Genomic DNA, 14,906 nt, shown 5'->3' on the forward strand with positions numbered 1-14,906 from the left:
GTCAGCGGGCCGCGCGCTTGATGAGGTCGGCGGTCACGGCGGGTTGGGAGATCATCGCGACGTGCGAGGAACCGACCTCGCGTATCTCCGACCCGGCCCGCCGCGCCATGAACCGCTGCGCCTCGGCGGGCAGCACCTGGTCGTTCCTGGCGACGAGGTAGTAGGAGGGAATGGTCTTCCACGCCGGGGTTCCGGAGGGCTCCCCGAGGGTGCGGGCGTCGGCGGGCCGCTGGCCGGCGTGCATCAGATCGGTGGTCGATTTCGGTACGTCACCGGCGAAGACGTCGCGGAAGAACTCCTTCTTGATGTAGCCGTCGACGAGTCCCTCACCGTAGGGACGGAAGTCCAGCGCCGCCTCGCTGAGCTTGCTGCCCGGGAACCTCGTCTGCAGTGCCAGCAGCGAATCGCCCTCGTCGGGGGCGAACGCGGCCACGTAGACCAGTGCTTTCACGTTCGGGTTGCCGGCCGCGGCGTTCGTGGCGACGATCCCGCCGTAGGAGTGCGCGGCCACGACGATCGGGCCGCTGAGGGTGGCGAGAACACTGGCCAGGTAGGCCGAGTCGGTGGCCACGCTGCGCAGCGGGTTCGCGGGCGCGATGACCTGATGGCCGTCGCGGATGAGCTTGGCGGCGACGTCGTTCCAACCGGAGGCGTCGGCGAACGCGCCGTGCACGAGGACCACCGTGGGTTTGGGCTTGGCTTCCGTCCGGGGATGCGCCTGCGCCTCGGACGTTCCCAGCAGCGCCCCGGTCGCGACCGCGGCGGATCCGGCCAACACGGCTCGGCGAGTCGTCGTCATGATGTTGCACCTTTCACCTCGAATTGCAGTCAATGTAGATTCCGGGCACTTGACGATCACTGAACGAGCGATTCAATCGTCGTCCAGTACGCCGATTTAGCCTGCGGCCATGAAATCGGCGAAAAGTGAAAGCTCCCGGATCTGGGGCCTGCGGTTCCACCTGCTTTTCTACGTCCTGGGCAATCTGGCTCAGGTCATCGTGTGGTGGGTCTACGACCCCGACCACTTTTTCTGGCCCCTGTGGTCGATCGTCTTCTGGGGCATCGGGCTGGCCTTCCATTTCTGGGGTGTCTACTCGCCGCCCAAATCCAGAACCGAGTACTGAGCCGTGTCGTTCTTCGCCGAGTTCGTGCGCGCCCCCATGACGGTCGGTGCGGTCGCGCCGAGCGGTCCGGCGCTGGCCATGGCGGCGACGGCGGTGGTGCCCCGGACCGGTTCCCCGGTCGTGGTGGAACTCGGTCCGGGCACCGGCGCCTTCACCGGCGCCATCCAGCGACGCCTCGCGGGTCGCGGCCGGCACATCGCCGTCGAGATCAACCCACGGTTCGCATGGCGGTTGGCCGAGCTCCATCCGGCGGTCGACGTCGTGACCGCGGACGCGGCCGGCCTTGTCACGGTGCTGACGCAGCGCGGGCTCAACGAGGCCGATGTCGTGGTCAGCGGCCTTCCGTGGGCGGCGTTCACCGAGAACAGGCAGCGTGACGTGCTGGCCTCGGTGTCCGCCGCGCTGCCGCCGCACGGCGTGTTCACCACCTTCGCGTACGTGCACGCCCGATGGGCACCACCCGCGCGGGCGCTGCTGCGGTCGCTGCGCTCACGCTTCGACGAGGTCGTCGTCAGCCGGACGGTGTGGGCCAACCTTCCGCCCGCGCTGGTTTACTACTGCCGTCGCCCCAACACCCGCTGAGCGGTCAGGTCGGGGAGCAGTCGCTCGGCGCGATGCGCGAAGAGGTGCGCCTCCCGCAACGACAGGCTGCTCGGCACAGACTGCCAGAACTCGTCAGGATGCCCCAGAATGTCCGCCATGGATTCCCCCTTGGTTCTGGCCAGTCTGCCTTTCGCCCTCGGCATCGTCATGCTCGGACTTGGTCTCGGCCTGACCCTGGACGACTTCCGGCGGGTGGGCCAGTATCCGAAGGCGGCCGTGGTTGCGCTGCTGTGCCAGGTCGTGCTGCTGCCGGCGATCTGCTTCGGCCTGGTGGTGGCGTTCCGGCTCCCGCCGGAACTGGCGGTCGGGATGATGGTGGTCGCGGCGTCGCCCGGTGGCCCCACGGCCAACCTGTTCAGCCACCTGTTCGGCGGGAACGTCGCGCTGAACATCACGCTCACCGCGGTCAACTCGGTGCTGGTCGTGGTCACCCTGCCGATCGTGGTGAACCTCTCGGCCGGGTACTTCCTCCCCGGCGGGGCCACCCTCGGGCTGCAGTTCGACAAGTTGCAGCAGGTCTTCGTGATGGTGCTCGGGCCGGTCGTGATCGGGATGCTCGTGCGCGCGCTGGCACCGCGGGTGGCGCAGCGGCTCAACCTCCCCGTCCGGGTGCTGTCAGTCGTGGTCCTGGTCACGGTCATCTCCGCCGTGCTGTACGGGGAGCGGGAGAACCTCGTCGACTATTTCGTCTCGGTCGGGCTGGCCGTGCTGGCCTTCAACATCGTGAGCCTGCTGATCGGCTACGGCGTGCCGCGCCTGGCCGGGGTCGATCACGGCGCGGCCACCGCGGCCGGGTTCGAGATCGGCATCCACAACACCGCGCTCGCCATCACGATCGCGCTGAGCCCGGCGCTGCTGAACAGTGCCGAGATCGCCATCCCGGGCGCGGTGTACGGCATTGTCATGTTCTTCTCGGCGCCCGGGTTCGGCTGGTTGATCAGCCGTCGAACTCGAATGAGCTCCGCCCTGTGACCCTTCTCGGCCCGGGTGGCCTGATGTCACGATCTGACGCCGAAGGCGGCTCCCCGAGACGGTGTCGCTCGTGCTGGGCAGTGCGATCAAAGCTCGGCGAGGAACCTCTCCGCGCGGCGGGCGAAGAGGTGGGACTCGCGTTCATTGGACTGGTCGCGGGCTTTTTCGGCAGCGGCTCGTACGACTTCGGCGGGTTCGCCGCGGGCGTGGAGCAGGCGCGCCCGCAGCAGCAGGACAAGTCCTTCGGCGTAGCGTTGGCCGTAGGCCTCCAGTGCCTGGTCCGCTCGGTCGAGGGCGATGGCCGCCTTGTCCGGCCTACCGGCGGCCAACCACATCTCGGCGAGCAGTCCGTGGTGGTACGCGACGCCCCACCGCGGCGGGTCGACCAGCGTCCCGGCCACGAGCTGTTCGGCCTCCGCCGCGATACCGGCCGGGTCGTCGCCTACGAGGGCACGGGCCCAGTACCAGTTCAGCCGGATGTAGTGCTCCTGCTGGATGGCGGCGCGGCCGGTGCCCACGGCCGTCCACCGGTTGATCGTGCGCATCACCCAGTCCGCGTCCCCGGCCATCGAGGCGATGATGGTGATGTAATAGGCCCAGGTCGCGACCGCATACGAGTCGTCGGGGCCGTTCCACTTGTTGATCATGACCCCCGCCGTCTCGGCGTCCCCGTGTAGTGCCGTGACGACGGCCTGCCAACCGGGCCACTCCCCCGAGACGTCACGCCGGATCGGGCTCTCGCTGTGCGAGGAGACGACCCCGTCGAGAAGGGCGGGGTTGTTCTCGCTGAAGCACCGGTATGCCTCGCCGATGTTGCCGATGTCCCACTGGTGCAGGCCCCAGGCTTGCCGGCCGTACACTCGGACGACCGGATCGGAGGACGCCTCCCCTTGGTCGTACAGCCGGCGGACCAGGCGAACCCGGTCCCACTCCAGGAAGGTGTAGGCCCCGAACAGGCGGGCGAACAGGAGGCCCGCGGCCTCCACCTCCCGGCCGAGTTGACGGGCCAGAAGTTCCGCTCGCTCCAGCAGATCGAAAGTCGTGCCGCCGAACCCGGCTTGCCGACGCGGGGCGATGGCGAGGAGCGAGAGGGCGGAGAGCTCGAGTTCCGGGAGCCCGGCGGTCCGCGCGATCTGGGCGGCTGACTCCAGGTGCCGATCTGCGGCGGCGAACGCGAGCTTGGCCGCCGCGCGACGACCTGCGCGCTTCAGCGCCTCTACGGCGCGAACCGGGTCGGCGAGGGGCCTGGCGGCCCACAAGTGGAAGGCGAGGCGTTCGGTGATGGACTCGTCGTCCGCATGGCCTTCTTCGAGCGCGTCCGCGACCCGCAGGTGCAGCCGGATGGCCCGCCCGTGCTCCGTGGTCTCCGTGACCGATTCGCGAACCAGGTCGTGCGCGAAGCGCCACGCGAACGGGTCCTCCGGCTCCGATTCGAGCAGGCCGAGCGCGCGCAGCGGTTCGAGGCGTTCGAGACAGTCCGCGACGTCGGCACCGGCGGCGCGGGCGAGCAAGCCGAGGTCGACGTCGCGGCCGATCAGCGCCGCGACCTGCAAAAGGTCGCGAGCGTTGTCGTCGAGTCCGGCCATTCGATCGCGGACGACGTCTCGCACGGTGGACGGCACCCCACCCCGGGCCGATGCGTCACCGTCGCCGAGCGCGCCACGGTCGCTGAGAAGCCGCGCCAGTTCGCGGACGAAGAAGGGATTGCCGGCGGTCCGAACGTGGATGTTGCGGGCGATGTCCGTGCTGGGTTCGTGGCCGGTCTCGCGGCGGATGAGTTCGGCCACGGCGGTCAGACCGAGCGGGCCGAGCCGGATCCTGCGGTGGCTGGGCAGCCGGCTGGCCGCGGCCAGTGCCCGCGAAAGGTCGGAGCCGGGTGTCGGTGCGCGGTCGCGAAGGGCACCGATGATCGCGGTCCGGGCGGGTAGCCGGCCCACCACGTGGCCGAACAGCTGGAGCGAGGCGGCATCGATCCATTGAAGATCGTCCATGACCAGCAGAATCGGCTGTTCGGCCGAAGCCTGGCCGATAACAGTGACGACCTGCTCGAACAGGCGGAACTGGGCACGGCTGCCGGTAACCGGCGGCGCGGCGTCATCGTCTCCGGATTCGAGGAGACGACCGAGTTCGCCGGCCCGCCACTTCTCACGCGCCGGCGCGGGCAGGCTGTCGACGACGACGGTGAGTGCCTGCTCCCATGGCCACATCGAGGGTGTTCCGTCGCCTTCCAAACAGGAAGCCCAGACGACGAGCGCGCCACGCCGGTCCGCGACGGCGGCGGCCTCTTCCAGCAGGCGCGTCTTCCCCGCGCCCGGTTCGCCTTCCACGATGCCGAGCCCGGTGCGGCCGGTGAGCGCCGCCTCGATGGCCTGCCGCAGTACGCCGAGTTCCTCACCCCGGCCGACCAGTCCGGCTGCCTGCCTCGCCGGTGCCCGGTCACCGTCATTCTCCGTGCTCGTCGCCACCGGCGGCCTTGAGGTCTGCGTAAGCACGCGCAGGTGCGCGGCCTGCAGCGCCGGGCCGGGGTCGATGCCGAGTTCCTCGGCGAGGCGGTCACGGACCGCGTGGAACGCTGACAGCGCCTCCGCCTGCCGTCCAGCGGCGCCGAGGGTGGTGATGAGGCCGGCATGTACGGGTTCGTGGAACAGCGCCATCGACGCGGCCAACTGCAACGGCGGGATCACTCGCTCCGGTCGATGTAACGCCACGGCCAGTTCGGCCGCTGTCGCGCATGCGACGTGGAACTCGTCGTCGAGGGCGGCCAAGACCGGCATCGCGATCGATCCATGGGAGAGTCCGTCCCCCGCGGGTCCCTGCCAGAGGCCGAGCGCTGTGACGTAGTGGTCGAGCGCCACTTCGCGAGCCTGCTCGGCGAGGGCGGCCTGGGCGGCTTCGAGGAGTTCCCGGAACGTGACGAGGTCGAGCGTGCCGGGCCCGGCGCTGAACACGTACGCGTCGCCGCGGCGGTGCAGGTACGCACCGGCTGCCCGGGCGGGGACCGCGGGTTCGAGCACCCGCCGCAATGCCCCGACGTACTTCTGGATGATGTTGAGCGCGCTGGCGGGGGGGTCCTCGGCCCAGATCAGGTCGATCAATTCTCTCGTGCTGACTGGACGGCCCACGCGCGCCAGGAGCAGGGCCAACAGCTGCGCCTGCTGGCGGGGACCGGCGTCCAGTTCGACGCCGTCGCGCCACAACCGCAACGGACCGAGGATCTGCAGGCGCAGCGAACCGGCGCCGACCAACAGACCTTCGCCGTCGGGCCTAACGGAACGGGCTGGCCCAGTCACGTCTGTCGACTCCCGGATGGGCATTACAGATTTGTCCGCCTGCGACCCGTTTCGGACCGCAGGGTGCACCGAGTCTACTGGTCCAGGATTGGTCGTAGAAAGGTCGGCGGACACGCCACCTCGAGCCGGGTTGAATGAACGAGCGGAAGTCGCCGTTCACTGCTTTCGATATTCGTTCAGTAGTAGTCAAGTTCGCTTTCGTATGTTGAGGCCGGGCGCCGATGAGGTGCTTCTACGCCCGCCGTGACCTCCTTGAAAGCGACGACCCGTCCGCGCAGGCAGATGACCTGCCTCCCACACCAGCCCATGCGTAACCCGAGCCATAAGGAGCGTTGGATGCCGACGCGCGTGAACCGGCAGACCGTCGATCTATCCGCCTATCCCGACCTCATGGTCCTGTACCTCGGCATGCGGGTGAATCGTCTGTACGGGATCCGGACCTTCTTCAGCTTCGGCCGGAAGATCAGTGAGTCGGTCGCGGGCAAGCCGGACGGGCTGTTGCTGCACGAGCCCGTGTACTACTCGTTCTTCCCGATGAACATGGGGATGCGCCAGTACTGGCGGGACCTGCCGTCGCTGCTCGCCTTTGCCCGGTCCGAGCCACATCGGGAGTGGTGGCTGGACTTCCTGCGGGACTCGGGCGGAACCGGTTTCTGGCACGAGACGTACTCGATCAGGGGCGGCATGGAGGCCGTCTACGACGACGTGCCCAAGCCGCTCGGGTTCGGACGGTTCGCCGGGATCGGGCGCGCTCGTGGACCCATGTTCGGTTCCGCGGCTCGCCTGGGACGCACCGAGCACGGCAGCCCGGTCCTGAGTGAGACGGACCTCTACGAGTCCTAGGTGTACTGACCACGGAGTGTCCGCCCTGTGACACCGACCGTCGGCGGAATTCACGGGTAGCGGCACATGTTCGCCGGGCCCGCGAATGCGGCGATCGTGGCGGCGGACATACCCTCCCGGGCACCGTCACCTCGCTCGTGCCGACGGTCATGGCTGCCCAGAGCTCATGAGTGGTGTCACCCTCCTAGAAGCGAAGGCGCGAGTTGGGGCTGACGGGAACGTTCTGGGAACTCCCATGAGTCATGCCGAGTTGTCGAGCAAGCTTCCTCACGCTGACCAGCGTGCACGCATCGGCGCCCACTGCCGCCGCGCGGTCGAGGCGTACCTTCGGGTGGTCGTCAAGCTGCCGTGCAGAGGCAACAAGCGTCGGAGACGGCCTCGCGCGAGCCGACCACCGAAGCAGACCGGTGAGATCCCACATCGCGGGACCCGCTGAACAGTGCCGCCCCAAAAGCGAGTATCGCCCCGTGCTGTTTCATCCGTTCGAACCGGCTACCAGGGCGTCGCACGCGGTTGAGCGGCGCGGTGCACGGAATGATGGTCGGCGAGTTCGCCTGAGAGTTGACGGGAGCCATGAATGCGGATCGGTGTCGTCTTTCCCCAGACCGAGATCGGCCCGGACGTAGGCGCGGTGCGCGCCTACGGCCAAGGGGTCGAGGAGCTCGGTTTCCGGCACGTGATGGCCTATGACCACGTCGTCGGAGCCGACCCGGCGGTCCACCAGGGCTGGCAAGGTGTCTACGACGTGCGGACCACGTTCCACGAACCGATGGTCCTGTTCGGCTACCTCGCCGCACTGACCTCACTGGAACTCGTCACCGCCATCATCATCCTGCCCCAGCGGCAGACGGCCCTGGTGGCCAAGCAGGCGGCGGAGGTCGACCTGCTCAGCGCCGGCCGGTTGCGGCTGGGCGTGGGCCTGGGGTGGAACCAGGTCGAGTACGAAGCCCTCGGCCAGGAATTCACCACCCGGGGCAAGCGCGTCGAGGAGCAGGTCGAGTTGCTTCGCCGGTTGTGGACCGAACAATCGGTCACCTTCGACGGCACCTATGACCGGGTGACCGGAGCGGGGCTGGCGCCCCTGCCGGTGCAGCGGCCGATCCCCATCTGGTTCGGCGCACAGTCGCCCGCGGCGTACCGCCGCGCTGGACGACTCGCCGACGGCTGGTTCCCGCAGATGGCCCCAGGCCCGAAGCTGGATGAGGCCAAGGCGATGGTGGACGAGGCCGCCGCGCAGGCGGGACGCGACCCCTCCACGCTCGGCATGGAAGGACGGGTCAACTGGACAGGCGACGCGGAGGAGCTGAACGATCTGGCCCGCCGGTGGCGGCAGTCCGGCGCCACTCACATCGCCATCAACACCATGAAAGCGGGCCTGCGCTCGGTCGACGAGCACCTGTCCGCGCTGGAGACCGCCGCCGAGACGCTCGAACCGCGGAAAGGCTAGGCCGGTCGGGAAACAGGCTCGGAGATCAGGCGTAATTCGGGTTGGGTGAACCGCCTCCCGAAACACGGGACGGCGGTGCGGCCCCGCGCGGGGCCGCACCGCCATCTCATCCGGGTGAGAACGTTATGCGATCGCCGGTTCGCCCGAGGAGCGCGGCGCACTCACCGGCGCCTCGTCGAGCGGCTGCGGAGGAGCGTTGAGCACCGCCTCGTCGATACGGCCCTCGCTACGGGCGACGAGGACCGGCACCACGATCTGCCCGGCGACGTTGGTCGCGGTGCGGATCATGTCGAGGATCGGGTCGATGGCCAGCAGCAGGCCGACCCCCTCGAGCGGCAGTCCCAGCGTGCTCAGTGTCAGCGTGAGCATGACGATCGCGCCGGTCAGACCGGCCGTCGCGGCCGACCCGACCACGGACACGAACGCGATGAGCAGGTACTCGCCGATCCCCAGATGAACGTTGAACACCTGCGCCACGAAGATCGCCGCCAGCGCCGGGTAGATCGAGGCGCAGCCGTCCATCTTGGTGGTCGCGCCGAAGGGCACGGCGAAGGAGGCGTAGTCACGGTCGACGCCCAGACGCTCGATCGTGACCTTCTGCGTCAGTGGCAGCGTGCCGACCGAGGAACGGGAGACGAAGGCCAACTCGATCGCCGGCCACGCGTTGCGGTAGAACGTGATCGGGTTCACCTTGCCGACCAGCGCGAGCAGCGTCGGGTAGACGGCCAGCAGGATGATGAAGCAACCGATGTAGACGCCGAGGCTGAGCTTGGCCAGCGGCGCGAGCAGGTCCCATCCGTACGTGGCGACAGACTTGCCGATCAGGCCGGCGGTCCCGATGGGGGCCAGGCGGATGACCCACCACAGCGCTTTCTGGACCAGTTCGAGAATCGAGCGGCTGAAGTCGAGGAACGGCTCGGCCTTCTCGCCGATCGCGATGGCCGCCGCGCCGAGGACGATCCCCAGGAAGACGATCTGGAGGACGTTGAGCTCGGTGAACGCCGTGACGATGTTCGTCGGGATGATGCCCGTGAGGAAGTCGACCCAGGTGCCGACATTCTCGGGCGCCTTCGCGCCCGCCGTGCTCAGGGTGACGCCCTGGCCCGGGTTGATGATCAGTCCAAGGCCGATGCCGACGATGACGGCGATCAGCGCGGTGGCCAGGAACCAGAACAGCGTCTTGCCCGCCAGCCTGGCCGCGCCGTTGACGTTGCGGAGGTTGGCGACGCTGACCACCACGGCGGTGAACACCAGCGGCGGCACTGCCAGCTTGAGCAGCTGGACGAAGATTTTTCCGACTTCGGTGAGGGTGGTGGCAAGCCAGGCGACGTCCCAGATGCGGGCGGCGAAACCGAGGGCCACGCCCACGACCAGGCCCAGCAGCAACTGCAGGGAGAAAGAGAATCTCTTCACGATGAGGAAGGCTCCGAAAGACGGCATGCCTGAGAGGGCATGCGAAAGGGGGGTGGGTGAGGGGTCGGGGGATCGAGCGTTCGTCGAAACGCGATCAGCGACAGAGGGAGCCGGTCAGACGACAGAGATCGATGTGCAGCCGCTCAACAAGCCACACAGACAGGACGGAAAACCTCACGCGATCAGCAAACCGCAGTCAATAGGACAGTATTCCGATCGCAAAAGTGATCTAGCTCATAATCCGGACTTTCCTAGCCGGAAGCGCCGGGAGATCAAGGGAGATCGCCGCAGCCCACATCGCCGGCGCGCTGTCCCTCGCCGATGCCGCCGCGGTCGTCGCACTCCGCAGCCAGGCGATCGCGACCATCGGAGCGACGGGCCGGATGGCCTCTGTGCCCCTTCCCGCCGACGAGGTGCGCAGACGACTGGCCGACTGGGGCGACCGGCTCAGCGTCGGAGCCGTCAACGGGCCCGCGGTCACCGTGGTGTCCGGTGAAGCCACAACACTGACCGAGTTCGTCACCGTCTGCCGCGCGGACGACCTCGACGTGCGGGAGGTGCGGGTCGACTACGCCTCCCATTCGCCCCTGGTCGAAGCGGTGAAACCTCGTCTCATCGAGGTCCTGTCGGATATCCGTCCTCGCACGTCGGACATCGCTTTCTCGCGGTGAAGCTGGCCACCGACCGCTCACGCGCCGTCGTCGTCACGCCGTGACGGCCTTGCCGCGTCCGTACATACACGGGCTCGACTGCGGCAGGCTTCACACCTGCCACTGCTCATCACGGTCAACCTCATCGGAGGGCTGACCCGCATCGACCGGCCGGCCGCAATGATCGCAGCGTTCACGCTGCCCAACGGCCGGAGCCGTAGCTGATACGGAGAGCGGCCATCGACGCCCGCGTTCCGCCCACCGGCCCGGCGGCCGTAACGCGCCGGCGGAGGCACGTCCCCGAACCTCCGACTCTGCCTCCCGACAGCAGAGATCGCCGACGATGAAGCGCCCGTGCCGACGCCGGCCAGGTACTCCCCCACGGCGTGCCTTTGCTGAACATCCATCCCGCACCTGGCCACGCCGACGACCCTTGGCCGGCACCGCCTCCACAGACGAGTCCCGGCACCCAGACCCAGCCGTCGGCCCCACCTGCTCTGGGCGATCCGGGTCGTACGTAAGAAGGCGGCCATCGGCTCGCTGATCGGGCGGTGAACTTCATCACGTTGATCCGGAACTTAGCTATGCCTAACCTAAGTAAATCTGCATTTACTTGGCCTATCCCCCGAGGTGAACCGTGCCTTTCCCCACCATCGCGGCGGCTCCGCCGCCTTCAACGCCGCTGGGTCCCTTCTCTGACTCCGCGGTGGCATGGACGACATGGATCACACTCATGGGATTCGTCGGCCTGACCGCGCTGGCGCTTTTCGCTGTGGGGCCCGCAGTCCGGCGGATCGGCTCCGACGGGCTCGCCCCCGTCACCGCGCGACTGGCACGAGCCGCCCTCGTCCTCGGAGTGCTGGCGGTGCCCGCGGTGCTGACCGACCTCGCGCACGGGGCGTCGGAGTCCGGCGGATACGACTACGCCGCGGCCTGGAACTCGCTGTATGACGGCAGCAACGCCGGACGGTTGTCCGGACTGGAGGTCACCCTCGCATTGGTGGGCGCCGCGCTGGTCGCTCCGCTCGCGTACCGGACCGTGGCCGGCGGCCGTGCGAGATCGTGGCTGCTCGGCATCGGCCTGGCGGCGGGCGCAGTGGCGCTCGGCACGACCAAGTTTCCGACCAAAGCACCCGACGACTGGGGCCGGACCAGTTTCGAGACCGTGATCTGGATGGTGCACCTGCTCGGCGGCTCGGTCTGGATTGGCGGGCTGGCCGGGCTGCTGCTCCTCGCCCTGCCCGGCGCCGTCCCCGAGACAGCGCGGGCTGCGTTCTGGTCTGCGGCCATCCGCCGATTCTCCGTACTGGCGATGAGCTGCGTGGCGGCGATCACACTGTCCGGCCTGTTCCTGTACTGGGAGCATGTCGACGGCCCCGCACAGCTGTTCACCACCATGTACGGCCGGGTGCTCGGCGTGAAGATCCTCATCTTCGGCACCATGCTGTCGCTCGGCATCTTCAACCAGTTCTGGCTGCATCCCCGCATCGACGCTCTGCGTGCCGACGGTGACCAGCGGCGCCTGCGGACCATCCTCCTCCGGCAGTTCCCCGCCCTGCTCGCAGTCGAGTTGCTCCTCGGCATGACGGTGCTGTTCGTCGCGCCCTTCCTGCATGGCTCCGCCCGTAACCAGGCATTCCAGGCCGAGGCCGCCAAGCACGCCACCTCGCCGTCAGCGGAGCTACCGAAGATCCCCGCCAAGCAGGTCAGCGCATCCACCTGGGCCTGGGGCACCGCCGAGACTCTCGCCGTCATCGTCGTCATGGTCGCCGGCTACCGCGTGTCCGGGCGCATCGCCCGGAGCAGGACCGCAGCGGCCGCCGCCGTCACGATGAGCAGAGGTCCCGACGACCTCGTCGGCGCATAGCCGTTACATCTCTGCGTACAGCCGTCTCTGTACGCAGAGATGTAACACTCAGACGGATGATCTTGAAGTGACGGCTACGGCCGGGCCGACTCTCGATCCGGGTTCGCAGCCGGCAGGCGGAGCACGAACCGCGCTCCCCTCTGAGAATCCTCGATCGCGAGAGACCCTCCGTGAGCGTTCACCGTCTCGAGGGAAAGGGCCAGGCCGAGCCCACCACCCCCGGGATCCAGGCGCCGCCCCTCCGCCAAGCGGACAAAGGGTTCGAAGACCCGTTCGCGGTCCTCTGGTGCGATGCCCCGGCCGTCGTCCTGTACGGTCACGACGGCCTGCTCGCCGATGCACTCCGCTGTGACGTCGACGTGAGAACCGGCGTGCCGCTGCGCGTTCGTCAGAAGGTTGCGCAGGACGCCCGCGACTTGCACCCGGGTGCCGAGGACGGTGGGGTGGCACGTCGCATTCACCCGTATCGGCGTGCCGGAGGAGAGGGCGACCGTCTCCTCCTGAAGAAGGGCTGACAGGTCGAGCGGCTCGGTGGCGGATGCGCGGGTCTCCGTGACCCGGGTGTAGGCCAACAGGTCGTCGATGATCGCCTGGAAGCGTTCCGTGGTGCGCAGAGCCGTCCGCATGGTCTGGTGCGGATCCACCCTCCCGGGGGTAGGTCAGCGCCTCATCCAGTTGGGCATGCAGAGCGGCGACCGGAGACCTGAGCTCGTGCGAGGCCACGGAAGCGAAACGCCGCTGAGCGGTCACCGCCTCCTCCAGCCGTTCGAGGTACTCGTTCGAATTGTGCGCGAGTTGTGCGATCTCGTCATCGCCGGGCGGTGTCGGAACTCGTAGGGTCAGGTCGCCCGCCGTGGCCTCGCTCATCCTCTCGCTGATCGCCTTCACCGGGCGCAGGGTCCGGCCCATCACCACCCAGGTGACCCAGACCGCCGTCGCGGAGGCGAACAGGACGGCGGCCCCGATGCCGATCTCCAGGTAGTGATTCGCCAGGCCGGGGGGCTGCTCGACACCGACGTAGACGTAGTGGGACTGGCCGTTCCACACCAGGTAGGACGCCTGTGGACTGAGCCGCATGGCCGTGACCAGGATGGGCCTGTCGTCCCACGACGGGTACTCGGTGAGGTTGATGATCCGGTCGTCGGCGGGGGGACGGACCGAGCTCAGCGGGGGCTTTCCCGCCGCCGCCGTGTTGGCCGCCGCCACTCGCCCCCGATCATCGACGAGTTGGAGATAGGCGACGTGACCCACCGAACCCGGCGGTGGCACGTAGCCGGGCCGCATCGCGTCGGCCCACTCGAAGGCGGCCCGGCGTGTGTCGCGGAAGATCCAGCCGTCGACGAAGGCGCCCACCACCGTGAGAACGATCAGAAAGAACAACCCCACGATGAGGGCGTAACGAGCACGGAGTGCGGGAACGACCGACGCCGGCGCGTGACCGGCCCCCACCGTCGGCCAGTCATTGCCCCCCTTGGCGATGCATCTCCGCTGAGAGCCGCCATAGAGTTCTGACAAGAATCCTTTCACCCCACTTGACGCCATGTGTGGAGATTCATACGGGTGTGCGGCCGCCGGATCCTCATCCCTTACGTCCACCCGGTCGCGGGGTGGCCGGCCACCTCGACCTGGCCGACCTCGTCGAGGTCGTGGAGCTCCCACGGAACACCCTGTTTCCCCGACTTACTCGACTGCCGGTGGCGGAGACCTGCCAGCTTGGCCAGCGCCCGTTCCGACGGGCTGCCGGGATCGGTCTGGAAGACGATGAGCCTTTGGCCGGGAGCGCAGTCGACGCTGAACGCCTGGTAGCGCAGGGTCAGGTCTCCCGCGTCCGGGTGGTGGACGCACATGGAAGCGCCGGCATCCGTACAGACGTCATGGTGGGCCCACATTCGCCGGAAGTCCTCGCTCGCATCCGACAGCTCCTCGACCAGCTCGAGCAATGTCGGGCTGCAGTCCGCTCCCGCCGCGGCACGGAGATGGGCCACCCTGAGTCTGGCTTGCGCCTCCCAGTCCACCCACAACTCACGCACCGCTGGGTTCAGGAAGGCAAAGCGCATGATGTTGTCGGTGTGCTCCAAGCCCTCTTGTAGCGCGGCGAACAACGAATTCTGGGCGAGAACATCCAGAAGGTGATTCATCACGAACGCCGGCTTGTCGTCCCAGCTATCCAGAAGGCGCAACACGTCCGGATGAACCCGATCCGTCTGCTGCGGACGGCCGCGATCGCATATTCCAGAGTGTGCGAGGCGGTGAAGGTGCTCGGCGGCCTCGGGACCCAGTTGCAAGACCCGCGCCAGTGCGCCAAGCACCTGATCCGAAGGCCGGCACTCCCGGCCTTGTTCGAGCCTGATGTAGTAGTCGAGGCTTACGGCTGCCAGGCTCGCGACCTCCTGCCGACGCAATCCCGGCGTTCGGCGGCGGTCGTCGATCTGTATCAACCCCACCTGATCAGGGGTGGTGAGCCGGCGCCGAGCGCGAAGAAACTCACCCAGCTGTTTTCCGCTCATAGCTCGCCACGGTAAGCATCACCCACCCGATGGGGTACCCGGCCAGCTGGTAAATCTCAGCCCGGCCTGATGCGAGCCAACCCGCATCGCCGGTGCGATCCCCATATCCGACCAGCGATGAAGCGCCCCCATAGCGCCCCGGGGGCCGCGGAATCGAAGGCTGGGTGCCCGCCGCGGATAGTCGGCGGGT

15 protein-coding genes and 1 pseudogene are annotated in these 14,906 nt (G+C 68.1%); 8 read left to right on the plus strand and 8 right to left on the minus strand.

The annotated features are described in order from the left end of the window. Window position 1: 1 nt before the first annotated feature. Window positions 2–799, minus strand: a complete 798-nt coding sequence (locus Psi02_RS35455) for an alpha/beta fold hydrolase (protein ID WP_203980242.1) — start codon at window positions 797–799, stop codon at window positions 2–4. Between the two features lie 109 nt (window positions 800–908). Here Psi02_RS35455 and Psi02_RS35460 point away from each other — a divergent pair, with 109 nt between their 5' ends. Next, complete coding sequence (locus tag Psi02_RS35460) at window positions 909–1,124, plus strand: 2TM domain-containing protein (RefSeq protein WP_203980243.1); 216 nt, start codon at window positions 909–911, stop codon at window positions 1,122–1,124. A gap of 3 nt (window positions 1,125–1,127) precedes the next feature. Next, a complete protein-coding gene (locus Psi02_RS35465; RefSeq protein ID WP_239095432.1) occupies window positions 1,128–1,706 on the plus strand; it encodes a class I SAM-dependent methyltransferase in 579 nt (192 codons plus the stop codon). On the opposite strand, the gene Psi02_RS35470 is transcribed toward Psi02_RS35465, so the two are convergent. Next, window positions 1,679–1,825, minus strand: a complete 147-nt coding sequence (locus tag Psi02_RS35470) for a hypothetical protein (protein ID WP_203980244.1) — start codon at window positions 1,823–1,825, stop codon at window positions 1,679–1,681. The two genes, Psi02_RS35465 and Psi02_RS35470, sit on opposite strands and share 28 nt — an antisense overlap. Here Psi02_RS35470 and Psi02_RS35475 point away from each other — a divergent pair. Beyond that, window positions 1,824–2,699 carry a bile acid:sodium symporter family protein gene (locus Psi02_RS35475; protein ID WP_203980245.1) on the plus strand — a complete coding sequence of 292 codons (876 nt, stop codon included), beginning with the start codon at window positions 1,824–1,826 and terminating at the stop codon, window positions 2,697–2,699. The genes Psi02_RS35470 and Psi02_RS35475 overlap by 2 nt on opposite strands. Window positions 2,700–2,785: 86 nt before the next feature. Here the strand turns inward: Psi02_RS35475 and Psi02_RS35480 are convergent, their stop codons facing one another. Next, window positions 2,786–5,944, minus strand: a complete 3,159-nt coding sequence (locus Psi02_RS35480) for a BTAD domain-containing putative transcriptional regulator (protein WP_203980246.1) — start codon at window positions 5,942–5,944, stop codon at window positions 2,786–2,788. Between the two features lie 381 nt (window positions 5,945–6,325). Between Psi02_RS35480 and Psi02_RS35485 the strand changes: the two genes are divergently transcribed. Both Psi02_RS35485 and Psi02_RS35490 read left to right on the plus strand, forming a co-directional pair. Continuing rightward, window positions 6,326–6,832: a monooxygenase family protein gene (locus Psi02_RS35485; protein ID WP_203980247.1), complete on the plus strand. Its 507-nt coding sequence runs from the start codon at window positions 6,326–6,328 to the stop codon at window positions 6,830–6,832. Window positions 6,833–7,409: 577 nt separating this feature from the next. Beyond that, window positions 7,410–8,279: an LLM class F420-dependent oxidoreductase gene (locus Psi02_RS35490; RefSeq protein ID WP_203980248.1), complete on the plus strand. Its 870-nt coding sequence runs from the start codon at window positions 7,410–7,412 to the stop codon at window positions 8,277–8,279. Window positions 8,280–8,402: 123 nt separating this feature from the next. Here the strand turns inward: Psi02_RS35490 and Psi02_RS35495 are convergent, their stop codons facing one another. Together Psi02_RS35495 and Psi02_RS41225 are read right to left on the minus strand one after the other, a co-directional pair. Further along, a complete protein-coding gene (locus Psi02_RS35495; protein ID WP_239095433.1) occupies window positions 8,403–9,692 on the minus strand; it encodes a dicarboxylate/amino acid:cation symporter in 1,290 nt (429 codons plus the stop codon). Between the two features lie 94 nt (window positions 9,693–9,786). Beyond that, entirely contained in the window at window positions 9,787–9,870 is an 84-nt protein-coding gene (locus Psi02_RS41225) for a putative leader peptide (RefSeq protein WP_373317351.1), read from the minus strand. A gap of 103 nt (window positions 9,871–9,973) precedes the next feature. On the opposite strand from Psi02_RS41225, the gene Psi02_RS35500 reads away from it, so the two are divergent. Both Psi02_RS35500 and Psi02_RS35505 read left to right on the plus strand, forming a co-directional pair. After that, window positions 9,974–10,363 (plus strand): acyltransferase domain-containing protein, encoded by a 390-nt coding sequence (locus Psi02_RS35500; RefSeq protein WP_275415328.1) that lies wholly within the window; start codon window positions 9,974–9,976, stop codon window positions 10,361–10,363. Between the two features lie 712 nt (window positions 10,364–11,075). Then, entirely contained in the window at window positions 11,076–12,209 is a 1,134-nt protein-coding gene (locus tag Psi02_RS35505) for a CopD family protein (RefSeq protein WP_203980250.1), read from the plus strand. 74 nt (window positions 12,210–12,283) lie between these two features. On the opposite strand, the gene Psi02_RS35510 is transcribed toward Psi02_RS35505, so the two are convergent. Continuing rightward, on the minus strand, window positions 12,284–12,853 hold the full coding sequence (locus Psi02_RS35510) for a sensor histidine kinase (RefSeq protein WP_203980251.1): 570 nt from the start codon (window positions 12,851–12,853) through the stop codon (window positions 12,284–12,286). 172 nt (window positions 12,854–13,025) lie between these two features. After that, window positions 13,026–13,076 (minus strand): annotated as a pseudogene (locus Psi02_RS41230) (hypothetical protein); the annotation flags it as partial. Here Psi02_RS41230 and Psi02_RS40905 point away from each other — a divergent pair. Next, window positions 13,063–13,191 carry a hypothetical protein gene (locus Psi02_RS40905; protein ID WP_275415327.1) on the plus strand — a complete coding sequence of 43 codons (129 nt, stop codon included), beginning with the start codon at window positions 13,063–13,065 and terminating at the stop codon, window positions 13,189–13,191. The pseudogene Psi02_RS41230 and the gene Psi02_RS40905 overlap by 14 nt on opposite strands. Before the next feature lie 604 nt (window positions 13,192–13,795). Here the strand turns inward: Psi02_RS40905 and Psi02_RS35520 are convergent. After that, on the minus strand, window positions 13,796–14,716 hold the full coding sequence (locus Psi02_RS35520; protein ID WP_203980252.1) for a helix-turn-helix transcriptional regulator: 921 nt from the start codon (window positions 14,714–14,716) through the stop codon (window positions 13,796–13,798). Between the last annotated feature and the right edge of the window lie 190 nt (window positions 14,717–14,906).

It is taken from the genome of Planotetraspora silvatica, assembly GCF_016863315.1.
GTDB lineage: Bacteria > Actinomycetota > Actinomycetes > Streptosporangiales > Streptosporangiaceae > Planotetraspora > Planotetraspora silvatica.

Excerpts from the sequence above, each read along its gene's own strand:
- Psi02_RS35455 (WP_203980242.1), bottom strand. The coding sequence starts at position 799 with ATGACGACGACTCGCCGAGCCGTGTTGGCCGGATCCGCCGCGGTCGCG.
- Psi02_RS35460 (WP_203980243.1), top strand. The coding sequence starts at position 909 with ATGAAATCGGCGAAAAGTGAAAGCTCCCGGATCTGGGGCCTGCGGTTC.
- Psi02_RS35475 (WP_203980245.1), top strand. The coding sequence starts at position 1,824 with ATGGATTCCCCCTTGGTTCTGGCCAGTCTGCCTTTCGCCCTCGGCATC.
- Psi02_RS35470 (WP_203980244.1), bottom strand. The coding sequence starts at position 1,825 with ATGGCGGACATTCTGGGGCATCCTGACGAGTTCTGGCAGTCTGTGCCG.
- Psi02_RS35485 (WP_203980247.1), top strand. The coding sequence starts at position 6,326 with ATGCCGACGCGCGTGAACCGGCAGACCGTCGATCTATCCGCCTATCCC.
- Psi02_RS35490 (WP_203980248.1), top strand. The coding sequence starts at position 7,410 with ATGCGGATCGGTGTCGTCTTTCCCCAGACCGAGATCGGCCCGGACGTA.
- Psi02_RS35505 (WP_203980250.1), top strand. The coding sequence starts at position 11,076 with ATGGGATTCGTCGGCCTGACCGCGCTGGCGCTTTTCGCTGTGGGGCCC.
- Psi02_RS35520 (WP_203980252.1), bottom strand. The coding sequence starts at position 14,716 with ATGAGCGGAAAACAGCTGGGTGAGTTTCTTCGCGCTCGGCGCCGGCTC.